The organism is Gordonia sesuvii (assembly GCF_036350415.1).
Classification (GTDB): Bacteria; Actinomycetota; Actinomycetes; order Mycobacteriales; family Mycobacteriaceae; genus Gordonia; species Gordonia sesuvii.
The window spans coordinates 872,445-888,649 of record NZ_JAZDUF010000001.1; the positions used below are offsets into that span (position 1 = coordinate 872,445).

At 65.2% G+C, this 16,205-nt stretch carries 17 protein-coding genes; 5 read left to right on the forward strand and 12 right to left on the reverse strand.

Features of this window, described 5'->3' with window-relative positions; translation table 11 throughout:
• Window positions 1–17: 17 nt before the first annotated feature.
• From VZC37_RS04045 to VZC37_RS04100, 12 genes are all read right to left on the reverse strand, one after another.
• Window positions 18–1,166 carry an acyl-CoA dehydrogenase family protein gene (locus tag VZC37_RS04045; RefSeq protein ID WP_330431115.1) on the reverse strand — a complete coding sequence of 383 codons (1,149 nt, stop codon included), beginning with the start codon at window positions 1,164–1,166 and terminating at the stop codon, window positions 18–20.
• 13 nt (window positions 1,167–1,179) lie between these two features.
• Window positions 1,180–2,325, reverse strand: a complete 1,146-nt coding sequence (locus tag VZC37_RS04050) for a thiolase family protein (protein WP_330431116.1) — start codon at window positions 2,323–2,325, stop codon at window positions 1,180–1,182.
• Window positions 2,326–2,408: 83 nt separating this feature from the next.
• On the reverse strand, window positions 2,409–3,221 hold the full coding sequence (locus VZC37_RS04055; protein WP_330431117.1) for an enoyl-CoA hydratase/isomerase family protein: 813 nt from the start codon (window positions 3,219–3,221) through the stop codon (window positions 2,409–2,411).
• The gene (locus VZC37_RS04060) at window positions 3,218–4,429 is read right to left on the reverse strand and encodes a CaiB/BaiF CoA transferase family protein (protein ID WP_330431118.1); all 1,212 of its coding nucleotides are present in this window, start codon (window positions 4,427–4,429) and stop codon (window positions 3,218–3,220) included. Before VZC37_RS04060 ends, VZC37_RS04055 begins: the two co-directional genes overlap by 4 nt.
• Window positions 4,429–5,190, reverse strand: coding sequence for an SDR family NAD(P)-dependent oxidoreductase (locus VZC37_RS04065; protein ID WP_330431119.1), 762 nt, complete (start codon window positions 5,188–5,190; stop codon window positions 4,429–4,431). Before VZC37_RS04065 ends, VZC37_RS04060 begins: the two co-directional genes overlap by 1 nt.
• The gene (locus VZC37_RS04070; protein WP_330431120.1) at window positions 5,190–6,368 is read right to left on the reverse strand and encodes an acyl-CoA dehydrogenase family protein; all 1,179 of its coding nucleotides are present in this window, start codon (window positions 6,366–6,368) and stop codon (window positions 5,190–5,192) included. The genes VZC37_RS04065 and VZC37_RS04070 overlap by 1 nt, the downstream gene beginning before the upstream one ends.
• Before the next feature lie 75 nt (window positions 6,369–6,443).
• Complete coding sequence (locus VZC37_RS04075) at window positions 6,444–6,761, reverse strand: hypothetical protein (RefSeq protein ID WP_330431121.1); 318 nt, start codon at window positions 6,759–6,761, stop codon at window positions 6,444–6,446.
• A complete protein-coding gene (locus tag VZC37_RS04080; RefSeq protein ID WP_330431122.1) occupies window positions 6,727–7,146 on the reverse strand; it encodes a hypothetical protein in 420 nt (139 codons plus the stop codon). The genes VZC37_RS04075 and VZC37_RS04080 overlap by 35 nt, the downstream gene beginning before the upstream one ends.
• The gene (locus VZC37_RS04085) at window positions 7,143–7,853 is read right to left on the reverse strand and encodes an ABC transporter ATP-binding protein (protein ID WP_330431123.1); all 711 of its coding nucleotides are present in this window, start codon (window positions 7,851–7,853) and stop codon (window positions 7,143–7,145) included. Before VZC37_RS04085 ends, VZC37_RS04080 begins: the two co-directional genes overlap by 4 nt.
• Window positions 7,850–8,563: an ABC transporter ATP-binding protein gene (locus tag VZC37_RS04090; RefSeq protein ID WP_330431124.1), complete on the reverse strand. Its 714-nt coding sequence runs from the start codon at window positions 8,561–8,563 to the stop codon at window positions 7,850–7,852. The genes VZC37_RS04085 and VZC37_RS04090 overlap by 4 nt, the downstream gene beginning before the upstream one ends.
• Complete coding sequence (locus tag VZC37_RS04095; protein ID WP_330431125.1) at window positions 8,541–10,682, reverse strand: branched-chain amino acid ABC transporter permease; 2,142 nt, start codon at window positions 10,680–10,682, stop codon at window positions 8,541–8,543. The genes VZC37_RS04090 and VZC37_RS04095 overlap by 23 nt, the downstream gene beginning before the upstream one ends.
• Window positions 10,683–12,068 carry an ABC transporter substrate-binding protein gene (locus VZC37_RS04100; protein WP_330431126.1) on the reverse strand — a complete coding sequence of 462 codons (1,386 nt, stop codon included), beginning with the start codon at window positions 12,066–12,068 and terminating at the stop codon, window positions 10,683–10,685.
• A 354-nt stretch (window positions 12,069–12,422) separates the two neighbouring features.
• Here VZC37_RS04100 and VZC37_RS04105 point away from each other — a divergent pair, with 354 nt between their 5' ends.
• From VZC37_RS04105 to VZC37_RS04125, 5 genes are read left to right on the forward strand one after another with little or no spacing between them, the layout of a single operon-like run.
• The gene (locus VZC37_RS04105) at window positions 12,423–12,971 is read left to right on the forward strand and encodes a carboxymuconolactone decarboxylase family protein (RefSeq protein ID WP_330431127.1); all 549 of its coding nucleotides are present in this window, start codon (window positions 12,423–12,425) and stop codon (window positions 12,969–12,971) included.
• Window positions 12,972–12,975: 4 nt separating this feature from the next.
• On the forward strand, window positions 12,976–14,247 hold the full coding sequence (locus tag VZC37_RS04110) for an aromatic ring-hydroxylating oxygenase subunit alpha (protein ID WP_330431128.1): 1,272 nt from the start codon (window positions 12,976–12,978) through the stop codon (window positions 14,245–14,247).
• The gene (locus VZC37_RS04115) at window positions 14,228–14,554 is read left to right on the forward strand and encodes a hypothetical protein (RefSeq protein ID WP_330431129.1); all 327 of its coding nucleotides are present in this window, start codon (window positions 14,228–14,230) and stop codon (window positions 14,552–14,554) included. Before VZC37_RS04110 ends, VZC37_RS04115 begins: the two co-directional genes overlap by 20 nt.
• The gene (locus tag VZC37_RS04120) at window positions 14,554–15,765 is read left to right on the forward strand and encodes a metal-dependent hydrolase family protein (protein ID WP_330431130.1); all 1,212 of its coding nucleotides are present in this window, start codon (window positions 14,554–14,556) and stop codon (window positions 15,763–15,765) included. Before VZC37_RS04115 ends, VZC37_RS04120 begins: the two co-directional genes overlap by 1 nt.
• Window positions 15,752–16,183 (forward strand): nuclear transport factor 2 family protein, encoded by a 432-nt coding sequence (locus tag VZC37_RS04125; RefSeq protein WP_330431131.1) that lies wholly within the window; start codon window positions 15,752–15,754, stop codon window positions 16,181–16,183. The genes VZC37_RS04120 and VZC37_RS04125 overlap by 14 nt, the downstream gene beginning before the upstream one ends.
• Window positions 16,184–16,205 lie beyond the last annotated feature (22 nt).

Genomic DNA, 16,205 nt, shown 5'->3' on the forward strand with positions numbered 1-16,205 from the left:
CGACGGACCTCGAGGATTCACAACCCCAATGATTTGGCGATGATGGTCCGCATGACCTCACTCGTACCGGCATAGATCCGGGCAACCCGCGCATCGGTGTAGAGCCGTGCGATCGGATACTCCATCATGTAACCGTAGCCACCGAAGAGCTGTAGGCAGCGATCAACGGCGCGGGCCTGCATCTCCGTGCAGAACAGCTTCACTCGCGCGGCGTCAGCGCCGGACAACTCTCCATCCACCAGTTCGAGGACGGCCAGGTCGAGCATCGACTGAGCCGCCTCCACCTCGGCAGATATCGACGCGAGTTCGAACTTCGTGTTCTGGAATCCGGAGACCGGCTTGCCGAAAGCCTTGCGTTCCTTCACATAGTCGATCGTCGCCGTCAGCGCGGCACGCGCCTGCGCGACCGATCCCGCAGCGACGGTCATCCGTTCCTGGGGCAGGTTGCTGCCCAGATACCCGAAGGCGACCCCCTCGTCACCGAGGCGGTTCGCCGCCGGCACCCGGACATCGGTGAACGAGAGCTCCACGGTGTCCTGGACCTTGCAGCCCATCTTGTCCAGCACCCGGCCCCGTTCGAAACCCTCCATGCCGTCCTCGACGACGAGCAAACTCAGTCCGGCACGACGGTTCTCCGGATCGGTCGAGGTTCGCGCGACGACGATGACCAGATCGGCCAACAACCCGCCCGTGATGAAGGTCTTCGCCCCGTTCAGGACGTAGTGATCGCCGTCGCGGACGGCGGTACTGGTCATGCCGGCCAGATCGGAGCCGGTACCGGGCTCGGTCATCGCGATAGCGGTCAGCAAGTTACCCGCGGCCATCCCCGGGAACCAACGCCCCCGCTGCTCCGCGTTGGCGTAACGCAGGAAGTAGGGCAGGATCACGTCGAGTTGGGTACGGACAGTCGACAGCGTGACCAGGGCGCGGGCGGCCTCCTCCTGCAGGATCACGTTGTATCGGAAGTCCTCCTGGCCCGCTCCCCCGTACTCCTCCGGTATCGCCATCCCGAGGACGCCGAGCTCACCGAGCCGAGTGAAGACCTCGCGGGGCATCTGCCCGGCCTTCTCCCACTTGGGATAATCGCCCGCGACCTCTTTGGTCACGAAGTCACGTACCAGTGCGCGAAACGACTCGTGGTCGTCGTGGTAGACCCCACGTCGCATATCTGTTGTCCTCTCAGGAGATCAGTTCGACGAGGGTCGCGTTGGCTGTGCCGCCGCCTTCGCACATCGTCTGCAGTCCGAATCGGATGTCGTTGTCGCGCATGTGGTTGATCATCCGGGTCATCAGGATCGCGCCCGACCCGCCGAGGGGGTGGCCGAGCGCGATGGCGCCGCCGAGCGGATTGACTCGATCCGGATGCGCGCCGGTCTCGGCGAGCCACGCGAGGGGCACCGAGGCGAATGCCTCGTTGACCTCGAAGGTGCCGACATCACCCACCGCGACACCGGCCTTCGCGAGCACCTTCTCCGTCGCCGGGATAGGGCCGGTCAACATCAGGATCGGATCGGCGCCGGCAACGGCCCCAGCGACGTAACGCGCGATGGGCGCCAGTCCCAACTCGCGGGCGCGATCGGCTGTCATGACCAGCAGGGCCGCCGCTCCGTCGGAGATCTGGGACGAGTTGCCCGCGTGGATCACCCCGTCGTCGCGAAAGGCCGGTTTCAGGCCCGCCAGCTTCTCCACGGTGCTGCCACGACGAACACCCTCGTCCACCGCGATGTCCCCCGCGTCCGTCTGCACCGCGACGATCTGCTCGGTGAACGCACCCCGGTCGATCGCCGCTGCAGCGAGTTCATGGGAACGAACCGCATACTCGTCGAGCGCCGTCCGCGACAACCCCCATTTCTCGGCGATGAGCTCGGCCGAAATCCCCTGGTTGAACGAGAAGTCCTCGTATCGGGCAAGTACTTTCGGTCCGTACGGCATGCCGGTCGAGCGAGCCGACCCCAACGGCACCCGGCTCATCACCTCGACGCCACCGGCGACCACGACATCCTGCTGCCCCGACATGACCGCCTGGGCGGCGAAGTCCAGTGCCTGCTGGCTCGAACCGCACGCACGGTTGATGGTGGTGCCGGGGATCGACTCGGGCCATCCGGCCGCGAGAACGGCATAGCGGCCGATGTTGCTCGATTGATCGCCGACCTGTGACACGCATCCCCACACCACGTCGTCGACGATCGCCGGGTCGATCCCGCTGCGGCGCGCCAATTCCCGCAGGACCACGGCGGACAGATCCGCGGCATGCATGTCCGACAATCCGCCGTTGCGTTTGCCCACAGCGGTGCGGACGGCTTCGACGATGACCACTTCACGCATGTGCGTTGTCTCCGTTCTGGCATGGTATGCCCGGATGGTTGTGCTGGCTTGGTTGTGCTGGTTGGTATTTCGTGATTCCGGCGTCACGCGGTGCCGGGCGGCGACACCGCCCACCGACCGGTGAACACCGGGTCGGTCTTGCGGGCGAATGCCGCGTATGCCTCGGCGGAGTCGGATGTGCCGAAGTTGATCACCTGCGCTCGGGACTCGCCGGCGAGTGCTTCGCGCAGCGTGGCATCGACACCCTCGTTGAGCAGCGATTTGATCTGCGCCAACGCCACCGGTGGGCCGGCGGCGAGGCGATTCGACTGCTCGTCGACAAACGTGTCGATGTCGTCCGCATCGACCACCCAGGTGACGAGTCCGAGCGCGAGCGCCTCGTCGGCGTCGATCATGTCGGCTAGCAGCGCAAGCCGTTTCGCCTGCTGCAGCCCGACCAGCCGGGTCAGCAGCCACGAACCTCCGAGATCCATCGACAAGCCTCGTCGCGCAAAGATCTGACAGAACCTGGCGTCCGGTGTCGCCACGACCAGGTCGCAGCCGAGCGCGAGATTCCAGCCCGCGCCGACTGCTGTTCCGGAGACCTTGGCAATCGTCGGAATGGTCAAGTCGTGCAGGGCCATCGCGACATCGGCGAGGATCCGCATCTTGTCACTGGGGTGCCGGGAATCCGGTTTCGAGATGTCCGCGCCCGAGCAGAACGATCCGTCGGCGCCGGTCAGGATCAGCGCGCGGATGCGTCCCGAACGGGCCGTCTCGACGAGGATGTCGCGCAGTGCACACCAGGCCGGCCAGTCCAGGGCATTCTTGCGTTCCGGCCGGTTCAGGGTCACGGTCCGGACTCCGGTGTCGCTGTCGGAGAAGATCACTCCGGCGTCACCGCCCGACGCGGTCATCGTTCGAACGCGGGGCCGACTGCACCCCGGGTTCGTAGATCGGCGATGTCCTCGGGGTCCAGTCCCACGCCTGCCAGAATCGCATCGGTGTGCTCGCCCAACCCGGGGATCGCGCCCATCCGAGGCTCGAAGCCGTCGATGACCGGTGGCGGGAGTATCGCCGGGATCGGTCCGTTCGGTGTGTCGACCGAACGCCAGCGGTCGCGTTCGGCGAGGTGCGGATGTGCGATCACGTCGCTGGGCCGGTTGAATCGCGCATTCCCGATTCCGGCGTCGTCCGCAGCCTTCTGGATGTCGAGCAGGTCATGCCGGCTGCACCATTCGTTGAGCACGGTGTCGAGGACGTCCCGGTGTTCGACGCGTGCGGAGTTGGAGGTGAACCGGGGATCGGTGGCGAGATCGTCGCGCTGCAGGATCTCGGTCGCCAGGCGTTGCCACTCACGGTCATTGGTGGTGCCCAACACGACGGTCTGCCCGTCTGCTGTCGGATACGCCCCGTAGGGCGCGACGGCCGGAGATCCCATGCCGCGCGGCTCCTGATCGACGCCGGTGCGGCCGGTGTAGTTGAGCGCATAGCCCATCAGGTCGGTCATCGTGTCGAACAGGCTGACGGCAACCGCACCGCCCCGTGATTCCCCTCGTCCACGTGCCACCAGGAGGGACAGGATCGAGATCGCCGAATAGAGGCCTGAACAGACGTCGGCCATCGGAGGGCCCGGCTTGGCGGGCGCATCCGGCCCGCCGGTGATCGCGCATGCACCCGATTCCGCCTGAGCGAGGAGGTCGTAGGCCCGCTTGTGGGACAGCGGTCCGCCGGCACCGTATCCGTCGATCTCGACGGCGATCAGGTCCGGATGCCGCTGCGCCAGATCGGCCGGCGTGATGCCCAACTTGCGTGTGGACCCGGGGGCGAGATTGGAGACAACCACATCGGCGGCCGCGAGGAGACGATGCAGGACATCGAGCCCCGCCTCGTGCTTGAGGTCAAGGGTGATCGATTCCTTGCCGCGGTTGACCCAGACGAAGTGGGCTGCCATACCGTTGACGACGTCGTCGTAGTGGCGCGCGAAGTCGCCACCCCTCGGGTTCTCCACCTTGATCACCCGCGCACCCAGATCTGCCAGCGTCCGCGTGCACATGGGAGCAGACACCGCCTGCTCCAGGGCGACGACGGTGATTCCGGCGAGCGGCCCCGCAGGGTTGTTCATCACATCACCATACCGCCGTCGACGGGCAGCACCTGCCCCGTCACAAAGGACGCGGCATCGGACGCGAGGAAGACGAATGCCCCTGCGACCTCAGCAGGTTCGGCCCAGCGACGCAACGGGATCCGATTGAGCATGGTGGGCGCGAATCTCTCGTCGGTGCGGATCGTCTCGGTCATCGGCGTCGCCGCCAACGGCGCGATGGCGTTCACGAGGATGTTCTTGCGGGCGAGCTCTCGCGCCAGCGACTTGGTGAGGCCGATGATGCCGGCCTTGGCCGCCGAATAGTTCACCTGCCCCAGGGTTCCGGTGATCCCGGCCGATGAGGTCACGTTGATGATGCGCCCCCGACCGTCAGTGGCCAGGTACGGCAGGGCGGCCTGCGAGGCGTTGAAGGCACCCATGAGATGGATGTCGAGCATCCGTCGGATGCTGTCCTGGCTGGTGTCGCCGAACATGGCCGGCGCCGTCACTCCCGCGTTGTTGACGACGATGTGCACCGCGCCGTCACCCAACCCTGCCGCACGCCCCATCACCGCGTCGGCCGCGTCGCGGTCGCTGACGTCGAACGCCATGCTGTCGGCCTTGCCGCCGTCGACGGCGATGCGCTCGGCAACCGTTGCCGCCGCCGTTCCGTCGATGTCGGTCACCATCACGATCGCCCCGGCGGCGGCCAATGCCGTGGCCACCGCCGACCCGATGCCGCCGGCCGCGCCGGTCACCACCGCCGAACGGCCTGTGAGATCGAACAGATCGTTGGTCATCAGTAGCTCCTCGGCAGTCCCAAAGTGTGTGATCCCAGGAAGTTCAGGATCATTTCCTGGCTGATCGGGGCGATGCGCATCACGCGCGCCTCCCGGAAGTAGCGGCCCACGTTGTACTCCTCGGAGTACCCCATGCCGCCGTGCGTCTGCAGCGCCCGGTCGGCGGCAGTGAAACCGGCCTCGGCGCACAGGTATTTCGCGGTGTTGGCCTCACGGCCACAGGGCTTTCCGTGGTCGTACAGCCAGGTGGCCTTGCGCAACACCAGTTCCGCGGCATCCAGGTGTGCCAGCGAATCGGCGAGCGGGAACTGGATACCCTGATTCATGCCGATCGGTCGATCGAAGACCTCACGCTGCTTCGCGTAGGTCACCGCACGGTCGAGCGCCACCCGGCCGATGCCCAGAGCCTCGGCAGCGATGAGCATCCGCTCCGGATTCAGACCGTCCAGCAGATACTTGAACCCCATCCCCTCCTCGCCGACCCGGTCTTCCTCGGGAACGTACAGGTCGTCGATGAAGACCTCGTTGGACGTGACCGCATTGCGGCCCATCTTCTTGATCGGCCGGACGTCGACTCGGTCCCGGTCGATGTCGGTGAGGAACAGTGTCATCCCGTCGGTCTTCTTCTCGACCTCGTCGTACGGGGTCGTGCGGGTGAGCAGAAGGATCTTCTCCGACTCGACGGCCTTGGAGATCCAGACCTTTCGACCGTTGACGACATACCCGTCACCCTTGCGCCGCGCCGAGGTGGTGATCCTCGACGTGTCCAGGCCGGCACCGGGTTCGGTCACCCCGAAACACACGTGCAGGTCACCGGCGGCGACACGAGCCAGTGTTCGCTTCTTGAGTTCTTCGGAACCGTGCACCACCACCGGCTGCATCCCGAAGATCGACAGGTGGATGGCGGTTGCGGCGTTCATCGCCCCACCTGAACGGGCAACCTCCTCGAGCAGGATCGAGGCCTCGGTGATGCCCAGGCCATGCCCGCCGTACTCTTCCGGGATCGTCATACCCAGCCACCCGCCGTCGGCGATGGCCCGGTAGAACTCTGTCGGGAACTCGTGGGCGAGATCCTTCTCCATCCAATAGTGGTCGTCGAATCGGCCCGCCAGTTCGGCGACCGATTTGCGGATCAGCTCCTGATCCTCGGTCAGCTCGAAACTCATCCCCTCGGTCATGTACACCTTCCTGTCACTCATCACGGACGCGGCGTCGCACCGGCCCTCGCCGAGAGCCGGTGCGACCTGAAGGAATCAATCCGATGCCGGAAGTGCCTTTGCCGACTTGAGTTCCATCACGGTGCCGTCACACGTCAGCACTCCCGACCCCGACGACGTACACAGCAGTTCGACCGTCCCGTCGGCATTGACGTAGCGCTTACCGATCAACGTGCCGGGGTCGGCACCGTCCTTCGGTGGCTGGGTCACGGACTTCGCGGGCTGCAGCGGTGTGTCACCGCAGACGATGTCGGATGTCCCGTCGGCCGGCGCCGACACCACCACCACCTTCGTGGTGCATGCCGAGCACGCCAGTTGCTCACCCGCGCGCAATTGCGGCACTTTCGTGGTCATCGATGTTCTCCTCCCTGGTATCGGTGGTGTGCTTGCCCGTGGTCTGGGAGACCGGACGGACCTGCTCGCCGAATCCGGCGAGATCGAACGACTGCCGGGCCAGCCAGAACCGCAGGAAGTTGGTCAGCGAGTAGCGCAGGAACACTGCAGAGCCCACGACCGCCACGGAGATGCCCGTCAACGCGATGATCAAGGCGTCGCGCTGGACCAGCGGGTCGGATGTGTTGTGCGACATTAGATATGCAACGACACCCAGTGCTATCCCGAGAACCATCGCCGCGATCCCGAGGCGAACCCAGAGTTGGGACCTCGCAGCAGCGGGATCCGGGATCTTCAGCTTCTCCAGTTCCTCGGTGAAGCGTTGTGCGCGATCGGATGTGGTCATGTGGAACTCCCTAGGTAGAGGTTTGCGAGCTCTTTTCTCAGCGATTCTCCCGGCGGCCCGTCGTACTCGACCTGGCCACGCACCATCACCGCCGCGTGATCGGCCATGTCCAGTACCGCCGAGGCGAACTGCTCGACGACCAGGACCGCGACACCGTCACGGGCGATCTGGGCGACCTGCTCGTACAGCCTTTCCACCACGAGCGGGGCCAACCCCATCGAGAGCTCGTCGAGCAGCAGAACCGCGGGATCGGTTGCGAGGCCGCGGGTGAGGGCGAGCATCTGCTGTTCGCCACCGGACAGTGTGCCCGCGGTCTGCGACGCCCGCTCGGACAGGATCGGGAACCTCGAGAATGCCAGATCCTCGATCTCTTCCCGCGACTTCCCGGTGAACGTCATCATCCAGAGGTTCTCCCGGACGGTCAGATTCGGGAACACTCCGCGGCCTTCTGGGATGAGGCAGACACCCGCCCTCGCGGCGTCGCGCGGGCCGATCCCGGTGACATCCCGGCCGCCGTACAGGATGCGACCCGAATCCACCGGGTGGACCCCGCCGGCAACCTTCTGCGTCGTGGTCTTCCCCGCGCCGTTGGGGCCGAGGAGAGCGACGACCTGGCCCGCGCGAACACTGATGTCGACGCCGCGCAGTGCCGAGATGCCATCGTATCCCGCTCGGACATCACGTAATTCGAGCAATGGTGGAATCATGATGTCCCCAGATAGGCGTCGAGGACCGCGGAGTGTTGCCGCACCGCGTCCGGTGGACCGGAGGTGATGATCGACCCGAGGTCGAGAACGTGCACGACGTCGCAGACGTTCATCACCAGTTCCATGTCGTGCTCGACCAGCAGGATAGCGACGCCGTCGGCGGCCACCTTGCGCAGGATCCCGGCGAATCTCTCGGTCTCCTCGGCGTCCTGGCCGGCGGCCGGTTCGTCGAGCAGGATGATGTCCGGCCGGGTGGTGAGCGCGCGTGCGACCTCGACCTGCCGGCCGACGCCGGTCGGCAGCGAGTCCGCGAGCCGGTCGGCGTACTTCTCCAACTGTGCGCTCTCGATCACACCGTCGACCAGCTTCCCCGCCTGACGACGACCACGGCTCATCTCCGCGGCGACCAGCAGGTTGTCACGAACACTCAAGCGCCCGAACAGCTCCAATCCCTGGAAGGTCCGTGCCATACCGCGCTTGGCTCGCTGGGCCGGACCGAGCCGGGTGATGTTCTCATCGCCGAGACGGACCGAGCCGGAACTCGGCCGCCGTAGTCCGCAGACCACGTCGAACAGGGTGCTCTTGCCGGCTCCGTTGGGTCCGATCAGCCCGGTGATGTGCCCCTGGCTCGCGGTGATGTGTACTCCGTCGAGCGCCTTGTGCGCCCCGAAAGTCACACTGACATCGTCAACTTCGAGTAGCGACTGCACGATCGAGCACCTCCTCATCCTCTGGTTGCCACGGTCGCGACACGCCCCACCACTCGACCGGGATCTCGACTTCTCGTTCTTCTGGCGGTGTGGTCTGCGAGCGCCGCTTCTTCCACATGGCGAACAACGGCGTGAGCAGACCGGCGGCGAGCATCACGAAGAAGAACACGTAGCCGTTGATCACATCGGACATCCGGAGCACCCAGGCGACCAGGGTCACCCCGACGAGTGTCGCCATCACCGCCGGATCGGCGAATGCGACGTTCCACTGCTTGCGCAGCTCGGCGATACCTCCTTCCTTGACCGCCTTGGCGCCGAAGGCGACACCGGCGATGGCAGGGAGCGCCTGCGAGACCTCACGCAGTGACGGCCAGAGCGCGCCGATCGCATGCAGGGGTCCCGCCAGTGCGGCGCCGGTGAAGATGCCGGTGCCGACTGCACCGAGGCCGGCGAGGACGGCGACGAGGAATATGGGGAGTCCGCTGATGAAGTTGAACTGATCCGGTGTGACCGAGCCCAGCTGCATCCCGTACAGGGCACCACCGAGTCCGGCGAGGGCCGAGCTGAAACCGAAGACGATCACCTTGCTGATCAACAGATTTCCGCCGAGCGTGGCGAACGCGGCCTCGCTGTCGCGCAACGCGATCAACCGCCGGCCCATCCTGCCGCGACGCATCGCCGCCACTCCGAGTGTGGCCAGCGCCAGGATGACCGCGGCGAAGACCGTCACCCGTTGCGGCGTGTCGAACGTGAACCCGAACAGGGAGGGCCCCAGGACCTCGATCGACCCCTGATCGAAGAACGAGATCTCGATGCCGAACAGTTCGAACCGCGGGAGCGTGAAGATCCACCGGTCGAAGATGACCGCGATCGCCGCGGTACCGAGCGCGAGGTAGACGCCGGACAGCCGGAGCGCCGGCACGGCGATGACCGCGCCGACGACACCCGCCACGACAGTGGCCATCACGATCGCCCACCACTGCCCTTCTCCGCCGAGCTGCGAGCACACGATGGCCCCGATCGCGGCCAGCGTGATCTGACACAACGAGATCTGGCCGGCGTATCCCGCCAACGGGACGTACGACAGTGCGATGAGACCCAGCGCGAAGATCTGGCCGTAGGAGATCAGGTCACTCTCGCTGAGCACCGTGGCGAGAATCAGGCCGCACCAGGCGATCGACGCCGCGAGGAAGATCGCTCCTCGCATGCTGGGTAACGGAACCGGGCTGAGCTGCCGGTCCCGCCCACGCAGGCGGCCGTGCGGGAAGGCCAGCAACACCAACAGCAGCAGGATGGCCGGCGCGGCGAGCCGGACGCCGATCAGGTACTGATTCTGCGGGAGGTACCCGGTGAGGTAGCTCTCCAGACACCCGACCACGATCGCACCGACGAAGGTCAACGGCAGGCTCTTCAGCCGGCCGAAGATCGCCGCCGCGTATGCACTGACGATCACCAGCGACAGCGAAGTCGCGTCCAGTGCCACGGTCGGCGCGATCAGCACACCGCCGATCGCGGCGAGCTCGATGCCGAGAATCCACGCAATCCGGTTGGCACGCAGCGGATCTGCTCCCGTCAACCCGACCAGGGAACGGTCGTCGACGGTCGCGCGCATCTCGGTCCCCGTGCGGGTCTGGAACAGCAGGACCCGCAGGCCGACGGCAACCAGGATGGCCACCAGCATGGTGAGTGCCTGATGCCAGGTGACCGTCGCCCCGGCGAGCTGGATCGGATCTCGGTCGGCGAAGAAGGTCGGGAGGGTGCGTGCCTCGTTCGGATCCCAGATCCATCGGACCATCGCGATCAGTCCGCTGAGCAATGCGACTGTCATGACCAGCTTCTCGGCCTCGCCGAGCGCCTGCGCGGGCCGCATGGCCATCTCGACGAGGTATCCGAACAGTGGGGCCATCACCCCCAGCACCACCACCAGCGATAGCCACACCGGCCAGCCCCAGCCGATGCTGAACTGCCAGTAGGTGAAAGCCGCGACCATACCTGCGGCACCGTGGGCGAAGTTGAACACACCTGTGGTGGTGTAGGTGACCACGAGGCCACCACTGATCACGGCGTAGATCGCCGCGGTGCTCAGCCCGACGATGCCGAAGGCCAGGAACTGGTCCATCTACTTCACGTCACCCATGCTCAAGCCGACGTCGGACAGCGTCATTCCGCTTCCGTACCGCGCCGTGTCGGCCATCTCCTTGACCGGGATGTCGCACCGGAAGGCGCCGTCATCCGGCTGGAAATCGGCTGCGACCCAACCGTCACCCGTGGCCTTCTCGACGTTGAAGCACGGTGACGGCGCGGCATCGGGAGCAAGGTTCTGCGCTGCCTGCAGGCCGCCCGCCGTCCATTCCGATTCCTGCGTCGCGGTGTCGTAGACACAGCTTCGCGTCAGGTCGTCCCCACAGCTGACAGCCGACTTCGCGAACAGCAGCCATGCCGAGAACGCTCGCACCGCCGGCATCGTGATCTCCGCGCCCGGCGCGTACTTTGCGTACAACTCCTTGAGCTGCTCCATCGCCTCGGCATCGGATTCCAGCGGCAGAACGCCACCCAGGTCGACCACATTGTTCTGGTAGTCGGCCGACGGACCGAGCAGGGGGATGAACTTCTCGCCGTATGCGTTGTTGTTCGCGTCAATCCAGTCGAGCTTGTAATTCATTCCGGTCAAAACGCTTTCGAGCTTTGCGAGCTGACTGTACTGCCCGTAGAAGATCAGGCCCTTCACACCCTTGTCCTTGATGGACTGGGCGTATGGAGTCCAGTCGGAGACCCCGGATGCGGGGTAGAGATCGTTGTATACGAAGGTGCCACCGGCCGCTTCGGTCGATTCGAGCTGCATGTCGCCGAGGACCTTGCTCACCGGCGAGTCGGCGTTGATGATGCCCACGGCATTTGCCGAGTCCGGGTAAGCCTCCTGCACCAGCCAGTAACGGAACTGGTAGTAGGGCATGTACCCGAATGTCTGTGACGGTGACGCCTGCACGATCAGGTCCGAGTCGAGTTCGGCCACCTGTGAGGTCTGCGCCGGGAAGTTCGGCAGCAAGCAGGTCAGTCGTTCCTTGGTGCCCAACGCATCGAGGGCGGCGCCGCCGCCCACCAGAGCGAAGTCCTCTTTGCACGCCTTCGTCATCTCCTGACGCACCGCCATGAACTTGGTGTCACGCACCGTGGCGGTCAGGGTCCGGCCGTTGATTCCGCCGTTGTCGTTGCACCAGGATGTGAAAACCTTGGCGGCGTCGCCGAACTCGGAGACCTTCGTGAACCCGACGTCGGAGAACGTGCCGACCTTGATCTCGGAATCGGTGACGCCCTGCGCCGACGCGCCACTCGCCGAGCCGTCGGTGCACACCTCGGACAGATCTCCGAAGGAACTCGAGACCGACGACTCGCCGCCCCCTTCGCCTCCCGTCGACTCGGTGCCGCCGCCTTCACGACCCCCGCACCCCGTGGCGACGAACGCGGTGATCACGACCGCTGCCGCGAGAATTCGTTGTGCTCTCACCTGTTTCTCCTCAATCACTTCTCCGGGGCTTCTCCAGGGCCGGCCCCGCCAGGTAGTCGAGTGCATCGTCAGACTTGCCGACCTGCACAGAGACGTGGGTCCGGCATCGCTGCTCTCGATAATGAGAAACTAGCTTCTCCTAAACGAAGAATCAACAGATTTCGGAGATCCAGGTCACATCGAGTCCGGCAAGTCGCCGTTCGACGTCGCACAACACGCCCGATCCCCGACACGCGCGCCGACGGCCGGGCATCGACGAAGCGACCAAATGAGGGCCAGACCATTGACTGGCGAAGCACTTCGTGAAAACGTAGTATCCGTGAATGAGAATACGATTCTCGGAAGGAGCTCAGGATGCGGCTGACGCCCTTGCCGGAAGAACGGTGGGACGACGACGTCGACGCCGCCTTGGCGGGCATGCTGCCGCGGCGGCGGCGCAACCCCCAGGGTGCGGGGAACGCACTGGCGACGCTCGTGCGGCATCCGGATCTCGTCCGCGCCTTCATGCCGTTCAACGTGCACCTGTTGTTCCGGTCCACCCTGTCGGACCGGATTCGCGAGATCACGATCCTGCGGGTCGCCGAGCTCAACGCATCGCCCTACGAGGTCGAGCACCACACCGGGATGGCGCTGGCCGCCGGCCTCACCCTCGAAGAGATCGACGACGCTCGCCGGGGCACGGCCGCAGATCCGCTGGAGCAGCACATCCTCGACGCCGTCGGCGAGCTCCACCGGGATCACGGAATCGGCGACGAGACCTGGGCCGCCCTCGGCGTCGACCTCGACGAGCGGCAACTGATGGATCTGGTGTTCACCGTCGGCGCCTACTCCACCCTGTCCATGGCATTCAACACGTTCGGCATCGAACCCGATCGCGAACTCCAGCCTGAGTACGAAAGGTAAACCGTTGGCACACTTCAAGAAACCCGAAGTCGGCAGTTGGACCGAGAGCTTCGACGGACTCGGCACCGAGCCCGTCGACTACACCGATTCCATCGACCCCGAGTTCTACGAGGCGGAACGGGAGGCCATCTTCCGCAAGACGTGGCTGCACGTCGGCCGAGTGGAGCGGCTCCCCAAGAAAGGCAGCTACTTCACCCGGGAACTCCCCGTCGTCAACACCTCGCTCATCATCGCGAAGGGCAAGGACGAGGTGATCCGGGCGTTCCACAACGTCTGCCGGCATCGCGGGAACAAGCTGGTGTGGGACGACTTCCCCAACGAGGAGACCTCCGGGACCTGCCGGCAGTTCACCTGCAAGTACCACGCGTGGCGATACGACCTGACCGGCGATCTCAGCTACGTCCAGCAAGAAGGTGAGTTCTTCGGTCTCGACAAGGACCAGTTCGGGCTCAAGACCGTCCGATGCGAGATCTGGGAAGGATTCATCTTCATCAATCTCGACCCGAACGCCGAGTCTCTCGCCGATTACCTCGGCGAGTACGGCAAGGGCATCGAGGGTTACCCGTTCCACGAGATGACCGAGGTGTACAGCTACCGCTCGGAGATCGGCAGCAACTGGAAGCTGTTCATCGACGCGTTCGCCGAGTTCTACCACGCGCCGGTGCTGCACCAGAAGCAGGCGGTCAAGGACGAAGCCGACAAGCTCATGAAGGTGGGCTTCGAGGCCCTGCACTACGACCTGCAGAGTCCGCACTCGATGATCTCCTCGTGGGGCGGCATGTCGCCGCCCAAGGACCTGAGCATGGTCAAGCCCATCGAACGCATCCTGCGCTCGGGCCTGTTCGGTCCGTGGGACCGGCCCGACATCGACGGGCTCGAGCCGTTGCCGCCGGCCATCAACCCGGCCGGTGCGGTGCCCTGGGGCGTCGACGAATTCGAGTTCTTCCCGAACATGTCGCTGCTCTTCTGGGCGCCGGGCTGGGTCATCACCTACCAGTACTGGCCGACGGCGGTGAACAAGCACATCTTCGAGGCGAACCTGTACTTCGTCCCGCCGACGACCGTCCGTGAGCGACTCGCCCAGGAACTCGCAGCTGTCACCTTCAAGGAGTACGCGCTGCAGGACGCGAACACCCTCGAGGCGACCCAGAAGATGCTCGAGACCCGAACCGTCACCGAATTCCCGCTCTGCGACCAGGAAGTCCTCCTGCGTCACCTGCACAAGATGGCCGTCGACTACGTGGAGGAGTACCGCAATGCCAAAGCTGCCAGCTGAATTCGCCGATCTGGAGAAGTACGCCGACTGGTGTCTGGCGACCGAGCCGGAGCGCTACGCCAAGCGGCTCGCGTCGAGTATGGACGAGATGCAGGAGTTCTACGATGCGGCGATGCCGCGCCTCGACGATGCCTGCGCCTTCGGCGACAAGTTCCCCCTGGACGATCTTCCCGACGACGTCCGCGCCCTGGTCCATCTGATGCAGTCGCTGGTCATGGTGTCGTTCCCGGTCGAGGTGTGGAAGCAGCCCCGTGTCCCCGACAGTGGCGCCGCCTGGGCCGATCTCATCCGCGAACCAGTGGTCTGATGATCACGATCAAGGCAGCAGGTCTCGTCGACGTCGACGCGGGCGAACTCGTCACACCGGGTATCGTGCGCGTCGACGGCGACCGGATCGTCGGGGTGGGTGGCCAACCCGACGGCGAGGTCATCGATCTCGGGGACCAGATCCTGCTTCCCGGGCTGATGGACATGGAGGTCAACCTCCTGATGGGCGGCCGGGGCGAACGTCCCGTCTACTCGACTGTGCAGGATGACCCGCCCACCCGAATGCTGCGGGCGGTCGGCAACGCGCGCCGTACACTGCGGGCCGGATTCACGACCGTCCGCAACCTGGGTCTGTTCGTCAAGACCGGTGGGTACCTGCTGGACGTCGCGCTCGGCCGAGCCATCGACAAAGGCTGGATCGACGGTCCGCGAATCGTGCCCGCGGGCCACGCAATCACGCCGACGGGCGGTCATCTCGATCCGACGATGTTCGCCGCGTTCGCACCCAACGTCCTCGACCTGACCCTCGAAGAGGGCATCGCCAACGGGGTCGACGAGGTCCGAAAGGCCGTGCGCTATCAGATCAAACACGGTGCGCAGCTCATCAAGGTGTGCGTCTCCGGTGGCGTCATGTCCCTCACCGGCGCACCCGGCGCGCAGCACTATTCGTTCGACGAACTGTGCGCCATCGTCGACGAGGCACATCGGCGCGGACTGCGCGTGGCGTCCCACACGCACGGCGCCGAAGCGGTCAAGGAGGCCGTACGTGCCGGGATCGACTGCATCGAACACGGTTTCCTGATGGACGACGAGGCGATCAAGATGCTCGTCGCCAACGACACCTTCCTGGTCCCCACAACTCGGCTCGCCGACGCGATGGACGTCTCGCACTCCCCGCCGGAACTGCAGGAGAAGGCGGCCGAGATGTTTCCCAAGGCCCGGATATCGGTGAAGAAGGCCTACGACGCCGGCGTCAAGATCGCGGTAGGCACAGATGCACCCGCGATCCCGCACGGCAAGAACGCGGACGAACTCGTGGCGCTCGTGGAGCGTGGGATGCCGGAATCCGCAGTGCTGCGGGCCGCCACCGCGACCGCGGCCGAACTCATCTGCGCGGACGATCGTGGTCGCCTGGCCGAGGGAATGCTCGCCGACATCATCGCCGTACCCGCAAACCCCTTGTCGGACATCACCGTGACACAGGATGTTCGCTTCGTGATGAAAGGCGGAAAAGTGTATGTCCGGAACTGACAGCTCCAGGACCGACGACATCATCGAACTCGAGCAACTGCTGGCCAAGTATGCCGTGACGATGACACGAGGCGACATCGACGGCGTCATCTCGGTGTTTACCCCCGACGGCACCTACAGCGCCTTCGGGGAGGTCTATCCGCTCGACCGTTTCCCTCAGCTCGTCGAGGCCGCACCGAAAGGTCTGTTCCTCACCGGAACACCATGGATCGACCTGGACGGCGACCGCGCGACCGGCACCCAGCCCCTCTGCTTCATCGATCACACCCAGCAGGACCAGCGGATCGGTTACTACGAGGACACCTACGTCCGAACCGACGACGGCTGGCGTCTGCAGACCCGGGCGATGACGTTCATCCGACGCAACGGTGAACACAACTCCGGTCGCCCGCATGCGATCTCATTCAATGGACAATGAGCAGAACAGGTTGAACAGCCCA